The sequence below is a fragment of the Rikenella sp. genome (genome assembly GCF_056799795.1).
On the sequence record NZ_JBQIQO010000005.1, the window covers coordinates 1 to 15,543 of the forward strand.

A 15,543-nucleotide genomic window follows, 5' to 3' on the forward strand; every position below is an offset into this window, starting at 1 on the left:
TGCGGCTGTGTCAGTAAAACTGGGGAAAAGCGGCCGGTTGCTTGGGGGGTACACGGCCATTAAAAGACGCTTAGCGTCCGTTTATTCCGAGAGGCAACGCAACTGAAAACCGTAGGCATGGCCATCCGGATTGCTGGTGTGGAGGTTCTGCGGGTAAAAGTATAAGAATATGCTGCTATTTCCATTAACTGACGAAGACTGGCTGAATCCGCTGTGGCCGATGTAGTCCAGTGCACCCGTACCCCGAGCGCGGTAGCCCGGAGCGGCGGAAGAAGAGGGACGAACGGTTATCGGATAATCCGCTGTTCGCGGGCGAAAGCCTTTAACTGCGCATCCGACTCGCGCCACCCCGGCAGAAAGGATTCCACCAGCCGGTAAAAGGCCTGCGAGTGGTTGCTCACCACAAAGTGGCACAACTCGTGCAGCACGATATAGTCGATACACGCCTGCGGCGTCTTGACCAGATGCAGGTTCAGCGTGATCAGCCCTTTGGTGTAGTAGCAGCGTCCCCAGGCCCGCCGCATGACGAAGATTTTCAGACGAGGCGGGGCGATGGCATGCCCGGCGGCACGGAACAAGGGCAACCAGCGGTCGACGGCAGCCTGAAAACTCTTCCGGGCCTGACGACGGTACCAGTTCAGCATAAACTCCTCGAAATTTTCGCGTGTGGCCGGGTGGAGAGAGAGGTGGAAATTGTTGTCTTTGATTTTCAGTGAATTTCGGGTTGCTTCACGGTGCAGTACGACGCCGTAGCTCTCGCCGAACAGCAGGTATCGACGCCGAACCGAGTGGAGCGGCGTTCCTCCCGTTTCTCCCGTTGCGACCGGTCGGCGGGAGCTCCGGCGCGAGGAGGCCGAACGGCCCCAAATCCATATCTTAAAGATTCCCATCGATATACGCTGTCATAGCTTCCGTGTCGGTCGGCCCGAACCAGCGGATCTGCGGATCGCGCCGCAGCCAGGTCAGTTGCCGTTTGGCATACCGGCGCGTATTGCGCTGGATCAGCTCCACCGCCTCGGCCAACGAACACCGGCCGTCGAAATGGTTGAACAGCTCCCGATAACCCACAGTTTGCAGGGCGGATAAATGGCGATCGGGGTATAGCCGCTCCGCTTCGGCCACCAGTCCGTCCGAAACCATCTGCTCCACCCGCCGGTCGATGCGGGCGTACAACTCTTCGCGCGGCAGGTCGATCCCTATTTTAACAGGGGTGAAATTTCTCTGTTTGACTACCCCGCTTCGTAAGGTCGAGTACGGTCGTCCGCTGAGTCGACACACCTCGACGGCGCGGATCACCCGCTGCGGATTCTGTCGATCGACAACGGCATAATAGGCCGGATCGCTCCGTTCCAGCTCCTCCAGCAGCGCGGCCAACGGCATGGCCGTAAGCTCCGCCCGCAAAGTCGGGTCGGACTCCGGCAAGTCGTCGAACCCCTCCAACAAGGCGTTCACATAGAGTCCCGAACCGCCCACCAGCAAAACGTCCGGCGTGTTCGGAAAAAGTTCGTTGTCGAGCAAGGCCAAGGCTTCTCGCTCGTAGTCCCCCGCCGTAAAAGGCTCGTGAATGCTCTTGTTTTGAATGAAGTAGTGCGGTACGCCCTCCCGTTCCGCCAGCGAAGGGACGGCGGTGCCGATCGCCATCTCCCGATAGACCTGCCGCGAGTCGGCCGAAACGACGGGTGCGCCGTAGTGTCGCCCCAGAACGACCCCTGCGGCGCTCTTGCCCACGCCTGTCGGCCCCTGGATGACGATCAGGCGATTCGTATGATCCATACGATTAGTATGCGTATTCGTCGTCATAAGTGTCGTCCCCCTCGAATTCGCCGAATTCGTCCATCGCTTCGTCGAAAATCGAATGGTCGTCGGCCAAGTCGTCCCGTTCGGAAAATATGGCGGGATCGTTCTTTTGCTGCTGGGCCGGCGGTTCGCCCGCGGAGGCCGCTATCCGCGGATACGCCACCCCCTCTTCTGCGAACTTGCTCTCGATCAGTTCGATGAAGAATTGCCGCTCGGCGAAGATGTCGAATACATAGATCAGCCGGCCGAACTTCTCGCGGACGATCTGGCCCAGGCTGACGCGTTCCATCGGCAGCGGAACGGCGAAACCCTCCTCTTCGCCCTCTAACCCCATATCGACGGAGGTGAATTCGCGCAGTTTGTCCCACTCGGCGTCCGAGGTGAAGATCGAGGCCATTTCGGCCGGGCTGTAACCGACCGATTCGCGCACGTAGGTGTGGAAATCGGCCAGGTTCATATCGTAGGGCACTTCGTAGTCGCGCACGAAGTCGTCGGCTTCGTCGCTGAGCATCCTGAATTTGAAGATCATAGACATGGGTCGGGAGTTTTGTCCGACTCAAAGATAACTTTTTTTGCGCTTCGGAGCATGGAGAAACGGGGCGGATTCGCTTTCTTTGCACCTTGGAAAATCTAAATCACGAAGGACTATGAAAAAGATAAGAGCGGCCATTGTCGGATACGGAAATATCGGGCGGTATGTGCTGGATGCGTTGCAGACGGCGCCGGATTTCGAGGTGGCGGGCGTGGTGCGGCGCGATGCGTCGAATGTGCCGGTCGAGCTGGCGGGGTATCCGGTGGTGAGCGAGCTGGAGGCGCTGAAGGATGTACAGGTGGCGATTCTCTGTACGCCGAGCCGCAGTGCGCAGGCGTATGCCGAACGGGCGCTGGCGTTGGGAATCAATACGGTGGACAGTTTCGATATCCACACGGAGATCGTCTCGACGCGGCGGGCGCTGGACACGGCGGCCCGGCGCAGCGGGTCGGTGGCGGTGCTCTCGGCGGGGTGGGATCCGGGGACGGATTCGATGGTGCGGGCGCTGATGGAGGTGTGTGCGCCGAAGGGGCTGACTTATACGAACTTCGGGCCGGGGATGAGCATGGGGCACACGGTGGCGGTCAAGGCGATCGAGGGGGTCAAGGCGGCGTTGTCGATGACGATTCCGACGGGAACGGGGATTCATCGCCGGATGGTCTATATCGAGGTCGAAGAGGGGCATGATTTTGCGAAGGTGGCGGCGGCGATCAAGGCGGATCCCTATTTCGTGCACGACGAAACGCATGTGATGCAGGTGGAGTCGGTGGATGCGCTGCTGGACATGGGGCATGGGGTGAACCTGACGCGCAAGGGGGTGTCGGGCTGTACGCCGAATCAGCGGTTCGAGTTCAATATGAGTATCAACAATCCGGCGCTGACGGCTCAGATTATGGTGGGTTCGGCGCGGGCGTCGCTGCTCCAGAAACCGGGGGCGTATACGATGATCGAGATTCCGTTGATCGACTATCTGTATGGCGATCGTGAGGAGTTGGTGCGGCGGCTGGTATAGTCTGGGGAAGAGTTTTTTCAGCCCGGGGCGACTTCGGTCGTTCCGGGCTGTTTCTTTTGTGGGGGTGGCAGTTACTTTAGATGATGCGTGGGGTGGAGGCTGTCTTGCGATTTTGGGGCGTCGGCAGCTTGAGGATGCGTCAGCATCCGTCTAAAGTTTGGCTTCGCCTTCCTCCTGGCATCTCGGCCATTCAAACAAGTTTGATGGCACTCGGTTGCAGCGTCGGTTTTCTGGTTCTCTTTGTTCACAAAGAGAACAGTTCCAGCCGGGACAATGACCAGACGCGCGCCGACGCCAAAAGAAGCGATTCAGCTATTTCGGCGTGAGCCGAATTATAGATGAATCGCGGAGGCGCGCGAATAAAGTTTTCCCGCGCGCCCCGCCTTAGGAGGGAAATCGTCAAAACTCGCTTGCGTGTTTTGACAAGATTTCCCAAGGCGCGCGGAAACTCCGTCGCCCGCCCGCTTAAAGAGGGATTTCGCTCGTTTTGCGGTGAGCAAAATCGAGATGAAATCCCAGCGGGCGACGTTTAGAAGTAGACCGGGCCATCTTTCGAGTGCCGAGCGGCACCGGCGGAGCGACAGCGGAGCCGCAGTGAGGTCGACACGGGGCGGAGAACTGGGGCGAGCTTTGGGCTTTGCCTGTTCTTGGGGCGGGAAAACCGGTTGCGGTTTTCCCGCCGCGTTGGGCCGAGCATGGGGCTGTGGGTTGGGCGGTGCTTTGGGCTTTGCTTTTGGCCGGGCTTTGGGCGATGCTTGTGCGACCTTTAGGTCGCCGTCCTCGGCGAGGACGACGCATTAGCGGAGCGTGGGGGCGCGCCGAGGACGAACTTCGCAGAATGGAGATGGGCGACAGGCCGCTCTCGACATTTTAGCCGGTACATGGGATATTGTTTCGGTGGGGTCGGACGCCCGGGAGCACGCAGTGAGCCTGCGAACGTTGCGGGCCTCCCGAGGGGGAGGCGTCCGGCCCGCGCGGTTCTTCGAACCGCAGGATTTAACTCAAAATAAGGTAGAGGCTTCCTAATATTGGGGTAGTTCCAGCCCCTTGCCCACCGCAGGCCCGCGGCGTTTATTCCGAGAGGCAACGCAACAGAAAACCGTAACTGCGGTGATGCGAGGTGTTGGAATTGAGGATCATGACATCGAAATATAAACGTACACCATTCGAGCTGTTTGTGGATGCAGACCAGGTGGTGCCTTCGCCGCCGATGCCGCCCAATGCCCCGTAAATGCCATTGTAACCTCCGTCGCGGTAGCCCGGGGCGAAACGGACGCAGGAAACGCAGAGAGGTGACGCTGAGCGAAAAGCGGATTTTTCACCCCGGCCGAAACGGATTTTTTTCTCTTCCCCTCGGTTGTGGCGTCGCGGAAAAGGTTATCTTTGTAAACACCCCTCGCAAGAGAAAAAAGATCGCTTTCAATGTCGGAATTTACTCATCTTCATGTACATACGCAATATTCCATTCTGGACGGCGCTGCGGCTATCAAAAAGCTGCTCGCCCGGGCCAAAGAGCTGGGGATGGGAGCGTTGGCCATCACCGACCACGGGAATATGTTCGGCGTGAAGGAGTTTCATGGGGCAGCGAAAGCGGCCGGGATCAAACCGATTCTCGGGTGCGAGGTCTACGTGGCTGCGCGGAACCGGTTCGAAAAGACCGATAAGGAGGACAGAAGCGGGCACCACCTCATCCTGCTGGCCAAGAATCTGGAGGGATACCATAATCTGATCAAACTGGTGTCGTATGCGTGGACGGAAGGGTTCTACTACAATCCGCGGATCGACAAGGAACTGCTCGAAAAGTACCACGAGGGGATTATCTGCTGCTCGGCCTGTCTGGGAGGCGAGATTCCGCAGCTCATCATGCGGGGAGATATGGCGGGGGCCGATGAGGCGGTGCGGTGGTTCAGGGAGTTGTTCGGCGAGGATTACTACCTGGAGTTGCAGGCCCACAAAACCGGCGATCCGACACGGGATGAGAAGGTCTACGACCATCAGGTGATGGTCAATAAAGTGCTGTTGAAACTGGCCGAGAAGTACAGAATCAAATACATCGCCACGAACGACGTCCACTACATTTTGGCGGAGGATGCGGCGGCGCACGACCGGTTGATCTGCCTCAGCACGGGGCGGGATTTGGACGACCCGCAGCGGATGCGCTATACGGGGCAGGAGTACCTCAAGAGTTATGAGGAGATGGCGGCCCTGTTTCCGGATCATCCGGAGGCGCTCGCGACGACGCAGGAGATTGTGGACAAAATCGAGGAGTATTCGCTGAGTCACAAGCCGTACATGCCGAACTTCCTCTTGCCGGACGACTTCGTGGTGGAGCTGGCGCCGCTCAAGGAGTCGATCGCGGTGGGGCTCGGAAAGATATATAAGGATAAACCGGAGGAGCTTCAGGCGATGCAGGCGCGCGTCGACGCCTGCGCTTCGGAGCAGGAGATCGGAGCGATCGACGAACAGGTGGCGGAGCTGCTTTTGACGGCGCGGCAGTATTTGTACCTGCGGTATATCGTATGGCAGGGGGCGGAACGGCGGTATCCGGGAGATAAATTGACGGAGGCGATCAGAGAACGGATCGATTTCGAACTCAAGACGATCGAGTGGATGGGGTTTCCGGGCTACTTTCTGATCGTGTGGGACTTTATCCGGGCGGCGAGGGAAATCGGGGTTTCGGTGGGGCCGGGGCGTGGCTCTGCGGCGGGGTCTGTGGTGGCGTACTGCTTGAAAATCACCAATATCGACCCGATCGCATACGACTTGCTGTTCGAGCGTTTCCTCAATCCGGAGCGGATTTCGCTGCCCGATATCGATATCGACTTCGACGAAGACGGGCGCGAGGATGTGATGCACTATGTGGTGCAGAAGTACGGACAGAAGCGGGTGGCGCATATCATCACCTTCGGGACGATGGCGGCGAAGTCTTCCATCAAAGATGTGGCGCGGGTGCAGAAGCTGCCGTTGCAGGAGAGCGACCGGCTGTCGAAGATGGTGCCGGAAAAGCCGGGGACGACGCTCGAAAAGGCTTACAAGGAGGTGCCGGAGTTGGCGGCGGAACGCGAGTCGGAGAATCCGTTGGTGAGGGATACGCTGCGCTATGCCGAAAAACTGGAGGGGTCGGTGCGGCAGACCGGAGTGCATGCCTGCGGCATTATCATCGGGCAGGACGACCTCGAAAAATTCGCTCCGATTTCCACAGCCAAGGATGCGGAGCTCTTTGTGGTGCAGTACGAGGGGAGTTTGGTGGAGGATGCCGGGCTGATCAAGATGGACTTTCTGGGGCTCAAGACCTTGTCGATTATTAAGGATGCGGTGGAGAACGTGCGGGAGTCCAAGGGGATCGACATCGATATCGACGCGATTCCGCTGAATGACAAGAAGACCTTCGAACTCTATTCCAACGGGGAGACCACCGGGCTGTTCCAGTTCGAGTCGCCGGGGATGAAGAAGCACCTCCGGGCGTTGCAACCCAACCGGTTCGAGGACTTGATCGCGATGAACGCCTTGTATCGGCCGGGGCCGATGGAGTACATCCCGAACTTCATCGCCCGGAAGCACGGGCGGGAGGCCATTGCCTACGACTTGCCGGATATGGCGGAATATCTGGAAGATACGTACGGGATTACGGTCTATCAGGAACAGGTGATGCTTCTGTCGCAGAAGCTGGCCGGGTTTACGAAGGGACAGGCCGATACGCTCCGGAAGGCGATGGGGAAGAAAAAGAAGGATGTGCTGGACAAGATGAAGGGCGACTTCCTGGACGGGGCGGTGGCGCACGGACACGACCGGACGGTGTGCGAGAAGATCTGGACGGACTGGGAGGCGTTCGCGTCGTATGCCTTCAACAAGTCGCACTCCACGTGTTATGCCTATGTGTCGTACCAGACGGCCTACCTCAAGGCGCACTATCCGGCGGAGTTTATGGCGGCCCTCTTGAGCCGGAACCTGTCGGATATCAAGAAGATCAGCTTCTTTATGGACGAGTGCAAACGGATGGGGGCGCCGGTCAAGGGGCCGGATGTCAATAAGAGCCGGCACCGTTTCTCGGTGGACAGCGAGCAGAATATCCGTTTCGGGTTGGGAGGGATCAAGGGGCTGGGCGAAAACGCGGTTCAGGCGATTCTCGAAGAACGGAATGCCCATGGGGATTTCAAGGATATTTTCGATTTCGTCGAACGGGTCAACCTCCAGACGGTCAATAAGAAGAATATCGAGTGTCTGGCGTTGGCGGGAGCGTTGGATTCGATCGCGTCGTTCCACCGGAGCCAGTTTTTCGCACAGGATAGCAAGGGAGCTTCGTTTATCGAGTCGCTGATTCGGTACGGGAGTTTGGTGCAGGCCGAGCGCGCGCAGAAGCAGAACAGTCTCTTCGGCGATATGATGTCGGGGGTGATGGTCCAGAAACCGGAGATTCCGTCGGCCGAGACGTGGGGCAAACTCGAAATGCTGGAGAGGGAACGAGAGGTGGTGGGGATCTATCTCTCGTCGCATCCGCTGGACGACTACCGGATTCTGATCGAGAAGTATTGTTCCAATGCGGTGAGCGATTTGAGCGATCTGATGGCGTTGAGGGATCGGGATTTTTCGGTGGCGGGGATGGTCACTTCGGCGCAGTACCTGACGACGAAGACGGGGAAGCCGTACGGACGGTTCACGGTCGAGGATTTCAGCGGGAGCTATACCTTTACGCTCTGGAGCAAGGATTGGGAGACGTTCCATTCGTTCTGTTTCGAGCAGAACTCCATCCTGATCAAGGGGCGGGTACAACCGAGCCGTTTCCGGCAGGGCGAGATGGAGATCGTGATCAAGAGCATGAAGAGCCTCGCGGAGGTGATGGAGAGCGACATTCGGGAGCTGGTGGTGACGGTACCGGTGAAGGAGCTTTCGACGGGGTTCATCACGGATTTGTCGAGCACGGCGGCTATGGCGGCGGGGCCGGTCTCGTTGTTGTTCCATATTTTCGACCCGGAGACGGGAGTCAGGGTAGCGTTGCGTACCCGTGCGCCCAAGATCGAACTGAGCGCCAAGGTGACGGGGCTGCTGGACGATTACGGTTTCAAATACCGGATAAATTGATTAGATTTGTGCGCTTTTTGTGGCATGGATTTTGAATTCTTACACTATTAAAAACTACTAAAACTCAATTTGTTATGGCATTGGAAATCAATTCGGGCAATTTTCAGGAGGTGATGGCGTCGGACAAGCCGGTGGTGATCGATTTTTGGGCCGAGTGGTGCGGGCCGTGTCGGATGGTGGGGCCGATCGTGGAGGAGCTGGCGACGGAATATGCCGGAAAGGCGATCATCGGGAAGTGCGATGTGGATTCGAATGACGCGATTGCAGCGCAGTTCGCTATCCGGAACATTCCAACGATTATTTTCGTCAAAGGAGGTCAGGTGGTGGACAAGCAGGTGGGGGCGACGACCAAAGCGGCGTTGGCGGAAAAGCTCAATAAGTTGTTGTAGCGATTGCCTGTTTAGCGGAATGATTGCAGTTCTCCCGCCGAACCTTAAAGGTTCGGCAGGAGAACTTTTTTATTGTGGTACTGTTTCGTGTGGCGGGTTGGGTTGGTGATACTTTGGGCGTTTGGTTCCGGTAGCGGCGGCCTTTTGCCCACCGCGCGCGGACAAAGAATTGTACCATCGGCAGCTTGAGGATGCGTCAGCATCCGTCTAAAGTTTTTCTGGTTCCTTTTGTGAACAAAAGGAACAGTTCTATCCGGGGCAGTGACCAGACGCGCGCCCTGCCTAAAGAAGCGATTCAGCTATTTCGGCGTGAGCCGAATTATAGATGAATCGCGCAGGTGCGCGAAAAAGTGGCGGAGCGAAAGCGGAGCCGCAGTGAGGCCGACACGGGGCGGTGCTTTGGGCCGAGCTTTTGCGGCTCACAGAGCCGCGCAGTTCGCCGCCACCCCATGCGGCGGACTGCAACTCGACGGGGCTCGTTGCACTCTCCGCTGGCGGCGAGCTGTATGTTGGGGTAGAGACTGCCCAATCGGAGTGCCCGAAGGCACCGGCACGAGGAGGCCGCCGAGGACGAATGGACTGAGCTCCTGCGACCCTTTGGGTCGCGCGGGCCGCAGCCTCCCGCCGCGGAGGCCCGCAACTAACGTTGCTTTTGGCCCCGCAGGCTTCGACCCGCTAAGATAATTGCACTTTGCAGATTTAGTTGCGCCCCCGCAGGCTTCGGCCCATATAAAACTCCGATGAAAGTACCCCGGCCATCTTTCGAGTGCGAGTGGCACCGTTTATTCCGAGAGGCAACGCAACTGAAAACCGTTGGCCCGATGAGTCATGCCGCTGGGAGCAAGACGTTGTGAATAAAAGTCCAGAAACATTCCGCTGATATCTCGAACGGCCGACATCCAACTTGTTCCGTAATTACCGACGCTCATTGGAGTGCCCAATCGCCCATTGCTGCCTGCGTCGCGGAAGCCCGGGGCGGACTGGGGAGGTGAGATTCCGTCTAAAAATTCCTATATTTGACCCAAGGGAGATTCAGAACAACCGAATATGAACATACGAGGAGTGATTTTCGATCTGGACGGTGTGATCGTCGATACGGCGAAATACCATTATCTCGCCTGGCGGCGTCTGGCCGAGGAGCTGGGCTTCGACTTCACCGAGGCGGATAATGAACGGCTCAAGGGGGTCAGTCGGATGCGGTCGCTCGATATCCTGTTGGAGGTGGGCGGTTTCGGGCCCGATGCTTTCTCCGAGGCTAGGAAAGAGGAGATGGCGGCGAGAAAAAACGGATGGTATGTGGAATATATCTCGCGGATGACACCGCGGGAAATCTTGCCCGGCGTGCTCTCTTTTCTGGAGCAGGTGCGGGCGGACGGGATGCGGACGGCGCTGGGGTCGGCCAGCAAAAATACAGTCATCATACTCGATCGGCTGAAGATCGGAGCGCTGTTCGATGCGGTGGTGGACGGGACGATGGTGCAGCGGACGAAACCCGATCCGGAGGTCTTTCTGACCTGCGCTTCGATGCTGGGCGGGATTCCTGCGGCGGAGTGCGTCGTATTCGAGGATGCCGAGGCGGGGATCGAGGCGGCGCGTGCGGGTGGGATGCACTGTGTCGGGATCGGCTCGCCGGAAATTTTGCGCGGGGCCGATCGAGTGGTGCCGGGATTTGCGGGGATTTCGTGGGAGGATATTAAAAATCAGATTAATACGTTACGGTAATGGGAGAGCGCAGATTGGAAATTGATCCGTGGCGGATCGTCGAGACAGGGTTCGACGCCGCCGACGGGCGGGCGTGTCGGGCGTCGGAGAGTCTTTTCAGCGTGGGGAACGGGGCGATGGGCGGACGGGCCAATTTCGAGGAGTTTTTCAGCGGAGAGTCCTTGCAGGGGAACTATATCGGTGGGGTGTACTATCCGGACAAGACGCGGGTGGGGTGGTGGAAGAACGGCTATCCGGAGTACTTTGCCAAGGTGCTCAACTCGGCGTTCTGGCCGGGAGTGGATCTATATATAGGTGGCGAGCGGCTGGATTTGGCGGCTCCGGGGGCGGTGGTCGGCGATTTTCGGCGCGAACTGGATATGCGGCGGGGGCTGTTGACGCGGGAGTTTACGGTGGTGCTGCCGAAGAGCGGCGTGTGGGTGGCGGTGGAGGCGAGGAGGCTCGTCTCGATGGCGGAACCGGAGTTGGGAGCGGTATCTTATAAACTGACATTGCTGTCGGGGGATAATTTGGCAGTGGCGGCGACGGCGTTTGTCGAGGGCGATGTGCGGAACGAGGATGCCAACTACGACGAAAAATTCTGGGAACTCTCGTCTTTGGATCGGGACGCTCGTGCGTTGACGATGCGGACGCGGAAGACGGGATTCGAGGTGTGTTGGGGGCAGCGGGTGGCGGTCTCTGGTGCGGATCGGAGGCTGACCGGCGAAAATTTATCGGCGGGAGAGCGGGTGGCGGAGCGTTTCGAAGCGGTTTTGTCGGCGGGGCAATCGGTTGTCGTTCAGAAGTTTGTGGGGGTGACTTCTTCGCTCAATCATCCGGCTGGGGAACTGGCCGATGTGGCGTGCGGAGTGGCGCAACGGGCTCTTGAACAGGGGTTTGAGGCGGTTTTGATGGTGCACGAGGCGGCTTGGGCGGAACGGTGGGAGGGGTGCGATGTGGTGATCGGCGGCGACGAGCGGGCGCAACAGGGAATCCGGTTCTGCATTTTCCAGCTGCTTCAGACCTATACGGGGCGGGACAGTCGCTTGAACGTCGGGCCGAAAGGGTTTACGGGCGAGAAGTACGGCGGGAGTACCTATTGGGATACGGAGGCGTACTGTCTGCCGTTCTACCTGGCGACGTGCGGCGAGGAGGTGGCGCGACAGCTGCTTCTGTATCGCTACAAACAGCTGCCGCAGGCGATCGAGAATGCCCGCAAGCTGGGATTTTCGGGCGGGGCGGCGCTCTATCCGATGGTGACGATGACGGGCGAGGAGTGTCACAACGAGTGGGAGATCACCTTCGAGGAGATTCACCGGAACGGGGCGATTGCCTATGCGATCTACAATTTCTGTTGCTATACGGGGCGGCAGGACTATCTTTTCGAAGGCGGGGCGGAAGTTTTGGTTGGGATTGCGCGGTTCTGGGCTCAGCGGGCTACGTGGTCGGAACCGAAGGGGAGATTCGTGATTCTGGGGGTGACGGGGCCGAACGAGTATGAGAATAATGTCAACAACAACTGGTATACCAACTACTTGGCGGCGTGGTGCTTGAAATATGCGATTGATGCGGTGGGGTATGTCGCGTCCCGTGATCCGAAACACCGGGCGGCGGCGGTTTCGGCGGCCGAGTTGGCGCGGTGGGCGGAGGTGGCGGAGGGGATGTTTTTGCCGGTATGGCCGGAATCGCCGGTGGATAAGGAGGGGATATTCCTGCAACAGGAGGGCTATATGGACAAGGAGCAGGTGATGGCGGAGGATATTCCTGTGAGCGAACGTCCGATCAACCAGCACTGGTCGTGGGATCGGATTCTGCGGAGCTGTTTCATCAAGCAGGCGGATGTGCTTCAGGGGTTGTATTTCTTTCAGGAGTTTTTCGACAGGGAGGTGATTGCGCGAAATTTCGACTTCTACGAGCCACGGACGGTGCATGAATCGTCGCTGTCGCCGTGCGTGCACTCCATTCTGGCCTCTCTGACGGGGCGCGCCGAAAAGGCGTATGAATTGTACCTGCGGACGACACGGTTGGATTTGGACGACTATAACCGAGAGGTGCACGAGGGGCTGCATATCACGAGTATGGCGGGGTCGTGGCTCTCGGTGGTCGAGGGGTTCGGCGGGGTGCGGGTCGGATGCGACGGAAGGCTGCATATTGCGCCTAAATTGCCGGAGGGGTGGAGTTCGCTGGCGTTTCGGCTGCATTACCGGGGGGCGATTCTGGCGATTCGCGTGGCGGCGGGCGAGGTGGCGGTCTCTTCGGAAAATGGTGTGGAGGCGGAAACGGTGATCGGCGGGGATTGGTATAAAATTGGAAAGGAAGAAATTACAATAAAAATCGGATAGAATGGGGCAGTTGTTGTATCGTTGTCAGCCGCCGGCGTGCAAACGGCATCCGGAGTGGGCTTCGGAGGCGGTGATCTATGAATTGAATGTGCGGCAGTTCTCTCCGGATGGGACGTTCGGGGCGGTGCGGGCGCAGTTGCCGCGGCTCAGGAATTTGGGGGTCGATATTTTGTGGCTGATGCCGATCTACCCGATCGGCGAGGAGCGGCGGAAAGGGACGCTGGGCAGTTACTATTCGATTCGGGATTATTGTGCGGTGAATCCGGAGTTCGGGACGTTCGAGGAGTTCCGGGCGTTGGTGGAGGCCATCCACGAGGCGGGGATGCGGATCATTTTGGACTGGGTGCCGAATCATACGTCGCGGGATGCGGTGTGGGTGACGGAGCATCCGGAGTGGTACAAGCGCGATCCGGAGACGGGGGAGATCGCTACGCCGTACGACTGGACGGATACGGCGCAGCTGGACTACGACTCTCCGGCGATGCGGCGGGGGATGACGGAGGCGATGCTGTTCTGGCTGCGCGAGACGGCGATCGACGGTTTCCGGGTGGATATGGCGATGCTCGAACCGTTGGCGTTTTGGGAGGCGTGTGTGCCTGAGCTGGAGGCGTTTATGGATGCGCAGTCGCGCGGGTTGTTCATGTTGGCGGAGGCGGAGGGGCCGGATTTTCACCGGGTGGCGTTCGATGCGACTTATTCGTGGGAGGTGCACCATTTGATGGTGGATATCGCACAGGGCAAGGTGCCGGAACCGGCGTCGGCGTTGCGGGGGAGGCTGCAATACGAGGCGGAGCTGTATCCGCCGGCAGCTCTGCGGATGCGATTTACGTCGAATCACGACGAAAATTCGTGGAACGGATCTGAATTTCAACGCTTCGGGGAGTCGGTGCGGATGATGGCGGCGCTGACTTACCTGTTGCCGGGCATGCCGCTTATCTACAACGGGCAGGAGGCGGGTTCGGATCGCTCGCTGGCTTTCTTCGATAAGGATGGTGTCGATTGGTCGGCTCTTGGAGGCGGGTGGACGGCTTTCTATCAGGAGTTGAATGCTTTGCGGCATTCTCAGGCGGCTTTGCGGGGCGGAATGGAGGGGGGAGATGTGTATGCGATGGATAATTCGTTGTCGAACAGAGTTTTGTCGATCAAACGAAGGGTGGGGGATTCGCTGGTGATGGGGCTCTTCAATCTTTCTGCGGAACACGCGGATTTCGAGGTCTACGATGAAGATTTCAACGGTTCGTTCCGGCAGATGGGCTCTTCTTCGCTGGCGGAGTTGCGTGACCATTCGCATTTCTATCTCCCGCCGTGGGGCTTCTTTGTCTATTATCTGTAACCGTTCGATTATCTGTACTTGCCCTTGAGGGTACTGTTCTTTTTAACTTCGCTGCGCTCGTTTTCCTCCTCGCCGCTCGGCAATTTGCAAACTATGTTTGCATTGCTCTCGCTGGCAGCGTCGGTTGTGAACAAAAAGAACCAAAAAAACCGTGGTCGTCCCACCGGGACGACCTCTGCAAAAGTTCTTTGGGTACCTTTCTTTCAAGAAAGGTACGGTTCTATCCGGGTAGACACAAATAATCGAAGGATTAAAAAAATAAAAAAGGGGATGTTTGAATCCCCTTTTGGCTTTCATTGTACCACACATTCGGCGATTGCTTGCGCAGGCGCGATCGTGTTTTACTATGAAGAAGTGTAATATGTGCTTACTTGCCATCGGTGAGAAGGTCGTGTTGGCTCTTCCAGACCGGTGAGTTGAAGCGTTACCCGATTAGATACAAACCTCGTGCCAAAAGAGAAATTTGATAGAAATAAAAAATATCGGAAAGGAATATGAAGTCGGATTGTCAGAAGATATGGATGGGAGATTTTGAGGGGAAAGAGGTAAAAATCGGTCGTTCTTTTGATGCGGTTATGGTGTGTCAGTTTCGAGGGGCTGATTTCAGTCGTGGGGGACGGAGCGAACGATGGCGGAACAAGACGTTCAGTGAATGCGACTTTACGGAGGCGGATTTAACCGAGGTGCATGCGTATGGGTGTCGGTTCGAGTGGTGCGATTTTGTGCGGACGAGATTGGCGGAGTTCGGCATGGGGAGCGGGCGGAAGCCATCCGTGTATGAACACTGTCTGTTTCAAGAGGTGAAACTGCGGGAGGTTGGACGGTGTACGTTTATTGATTGTAGGTTTGTCAATTGTGATTTCGAGGGAGTGGATTTCGGGTGGTCGTATTTTAGGGATGTTGTTTTTATGGGAGAGGTTGCGAACTGCGTGTTCGGTGTCGGCGAGGCGACGCGAGGAGGAGAGAGCGATCGTATGGAGGGCGTCTCGTTTGAAGAGGCTGTGTTGCGGGGTGTACGCTTTGGCGGAGGTGTCGGATTGGATGGAGTTGGGTGGCCGAAGAGGGGTGTGTATGCCTATTTTTCGGATTTTCGGACCCGGTGCGATAGTCTGATCGGGCAGGCGGAGAGCAGATCCGTGGAGGGTGAGGAATTGAAAAGATTTTGGGAAATTTTTGCCAGAGATGAGAGGCAGAGAACGTATTTGATCAATCTGGAGGAGCTGAGCGACTCGTTGGGTTTTCAGGAGCGGACGATCCGGTTGATTTGGGATTGTGCCGATTGGGTGTTGCTCGATGGGGAAAAATTACCGGCGATGGCGGGCGTGGAATAGCGTGTGCCGGTCTGTAAAAAAGACAAC

Annotated in this window: 12 protein-coding genes; 8 read left to right on the forward strand and 4 right to left on the reverse strand. The window is 57.8% G+C overall.

All coding sequences use genetic code 11. The features are described from left to right. Nucleotides 1-287 precede the first annotated feature (287 nt). From ACTO3O_RS02175 to ACTO3O_RS02185, 3 genes are read right to left on the reverse strand one after another with little or no spacing between them, the layout of a single operon-like run. Nucleotides 288-890: a M48 family metallopeptidase gene (locus tag ACTO3O_RS02175; protein ID WP_297831103.1), complete on the reverse strand. Its 603-nt coding sequence runs from the start codon at nucleotides 888-890 to the stop codon at nucleotides 288-290. Next, entirely contained in the window at nucleotides 877-1,773 is an 897-nt protein-coding gene (miaA, locus tag ACTO3O_RS02180; RefSeq protein WP_297831105.1) for a tRNA (adenosine(37)-N6)-dimethylallyltransferase MiaA, read from the reverse strand. The genes ACTO3O_RS02175 and miaA overlap by 14 nt, the downstream gene beginning before the upstream one ends. Nucleotides 1,774-1,777: 4 nt before the next feature. Beyond that, nucleotides 1,778-2,326, reverse strand: coding sequence for an IS1096 element passenger TnpR family protein (locus tag ACTO3O_RS02185; protein WP_365320717.1), 549 nt, complete (start codon nucleotides 2,324-2,326; stop codon nucleotides 1,778-1,780). A 118-nt stretch (nucleotides 2,327-2,444) separates the two neighbouring features. Here ACTO3O_RS02185 and ACTO3O_RS02190 point away from each other — a divergent pair, with 118 nt between their 5' ends. Beyond that, nucleotides 2,445-3,341 (forward strand): diaminopimelate dehydrogenase, encoded by an 897-nt coding sequence (locus ACTO3O_RS02190; protein ID WP_297831108.1) that lies wholly within the window; start codon nucleotides 2,445-2,447, stop codon nucleotides 3,339-3,341. 1,071 nt (nucleotides 3,342-4,412) lie between these two features. Here ACTO3O_RS02190 and ACTO3O_RS02195 read toward each other — a convergent pair. Then, nucleotides 4,413-4,562 carry a hypothetical protein gene (locus tag ACTO3O_RS02195; RefSeq protein WP_294593884.1) on the reverse strand — a complete coding sequence of 50 codons (150 nt, stop codon included), beginning with the start codon at nucleotides 4,560-4,562 and terminating at the stop codon, nucleotides 4,413-4,415. 201 nt (nucleotides 4,563-4,763) lie between these two features. Here ACTO3O_RS02195 and dnaE point away from each other — a divergent pair, with 201 nt between their 5' ends. The 7 genes from dnaE (at nucleotide 4,764) to ACTO3O_RS02230 (ending at nucleotide 15,516) form a co-directional block, all read left to right on the forward strand. Then, complete coding sequence (dnaE, locus tag ACTO3O_RS02200; protein ID WP_297830884.1) at nucleotides 4,764-8,420, forward strand: DNA polymerase III subunit alpha; 3,657 nt, start codon at nucleotides 4,764-4,766, stop codon at nucleotides 8,418-8,420. A 74-nt stretch (nucleotides 8,421-8,494) separates the two neighbouring features. After that, complete coding sequence (gene trxA / locus ACTO3O_RS02205) at nucleotides 8,495-8,809, forward strand: thioredoxin (protein ID WP_294593887.1); 315 nt, start codon at nucleotides 8,495-8,497, stop codon at nucleotides 8,807-8,809. A gap of 1,047 nt (nucleotides 8,810-9,856) precedes the next feature. Next, complete coding sequence (gene pgmB, locus ACTO3O_RS02210) at nucleotides 9,857-10,531, forward strand: beta-phosphoglucomutase (RefSeq protein WP_297830886.1); 675 nt, start codon at nucleotides 9,857-9,859, stop codon at nucleotides 10,529-10,531. Beyond that, nucleotides 10,531-12,852: a family 65 glycosyl hydrolase domain-containing protein gene (locus ACTO3O_RS02215; protein WP_297830888.1), complete on the forward strand. Its 2,322-nt coding sequence runs from the start codon at nucleotides 10,531-10,533 to the stop codon at nucleotides 12,850-12,852. The genes pgmB and ACTO3O_RS02215 overlap by 1 nt, the downstream gene beginning before the upstream one ends. 1 nt (nucleotide 12,853) lies before the next feature. Continuing rightward, the gene (locus tag ACTO3O_RS02220) at nucleotides 12,854-14,185 is read left to right on the forward strand and encodes an alpha-amylase family glycosyl hydrolase (RefSeq protein ID WP_297830889.1); all 1,332 of its coding nucleotides are present in this window, start codon (nucleotides 12,854-12,856) and stop codon (nucleotides 14,183-14,185) included. Between the two features lie 93 nt (nucleotides 14,186-14,278). Further along, entirely contained in the window at nucleotides 14,279-14,545 is a 267-nt protein-coding gene (locus tag ACTO3O_RS02225; protein WP_482596401.1) for a hypothetical protein, read from the forward strand. A 134-nt stretch (nucleotides 14,546-14,679) separates the two neighbouring features. Then, nucleotides 14,680-15,516 carry a pentapeptide repeat-containing protein gene (locus ACTO3O_RS02230; RefSeq protein ID WP_297830891.1) on the forward strand — a complete coding sequence of 279 codons (837 nt, stop codon included), beginning with the start codon at nucleotides 14,680-14,682 and terminating at the stop codon, nucleotides 15,514-15,516. Nucleotides 15,517-15,543 lie beyond the last annotated feature (27 nt).

What these genes read in the sequence shown, in the direction of transcription:
- ACTO3O_RS02175 (WP_297831103.1), bottom strand. Translation starts at nt 890, where the DNA reads ATGGGAATCTTTAAGATATGGATTTGGGGCCGTTCGGCCTCCTCGCGC.
- miaA (WP_297831105.1), bottom strand. Translation starts at nt 1,773, where the DNA reads ATGGATCATACGAATCGCCTGATCGTCATCCAGGGGCCGACAGGCGTG.
- ACTO3O_RS02185 (WP_365320717.1), bottom strand. Translation starts at nt 2,326, where the DNA reads ATGATCTTCAAATTCAGGATGCTCAGCGACGAAGCCGACGACTTCGTG.
- ACTO3O_RS02190 (WP_297831108.1), top strand. Translation starts at nt 2,445, where the DNA reads ATGAAAAAGATAAGAGCGGCCATTGTCGGATACGGAAATATCGGGCGG.
- dnaE (WP_297830884.1), top strand. Translation starts at nt 4,764, where the DNA reads ATGTCGGAATTTACTCATCTTCATGTACATACGCAATATTCCATTCTG.
- trxA (WP_294593887.1), top strand. Translation starts at nt 8,495, where the DNA reads ATGGCATTGGAAATCAATTCGGGCAATTTTCAGGAGGTGATGGCGTCG.
- pgmB (WP_297830886.1), top strand. Translation starts at nt 9,857, where the DNA reads ATGAACATACGAGGAGTGATTTTCGATCTGGACGGTGTGATCGTCGAT.
- ACTO3O_RS02215 (WP_297830888.1), top strand. Translation starts at nt 10,531, where the DNA reads ATGGGAGAGCGCAGATTGGAAATTGATCCGTGGCGGATCGTCGAGACA.
- ACTO3O_RS02220 (WP_297830889.1), top strand. Translation starts at nt 12,854, where the DNA reads ATGGGGCAGTTGTTGTATCGTTGTCAGCCGCCGGCGTGCAAACGGCAT.
- ACTO3O_RS02225 (WP_482596401.1), top strand. Translation starts at nt 14,279, where the DNA reads ATGTTTGCATTGCTCTCGCTGGCAGCGTCGGTTGTGAACAAAAAGAAC.
- ACTO3O_RS02230 (WP_297830891.1), top strand. Translation starts at nt 14,680, where the DNA reads ATGAAGTCGGATTGTCAGAAGATATGGATGGGAGATTTTGAGGGGAAA.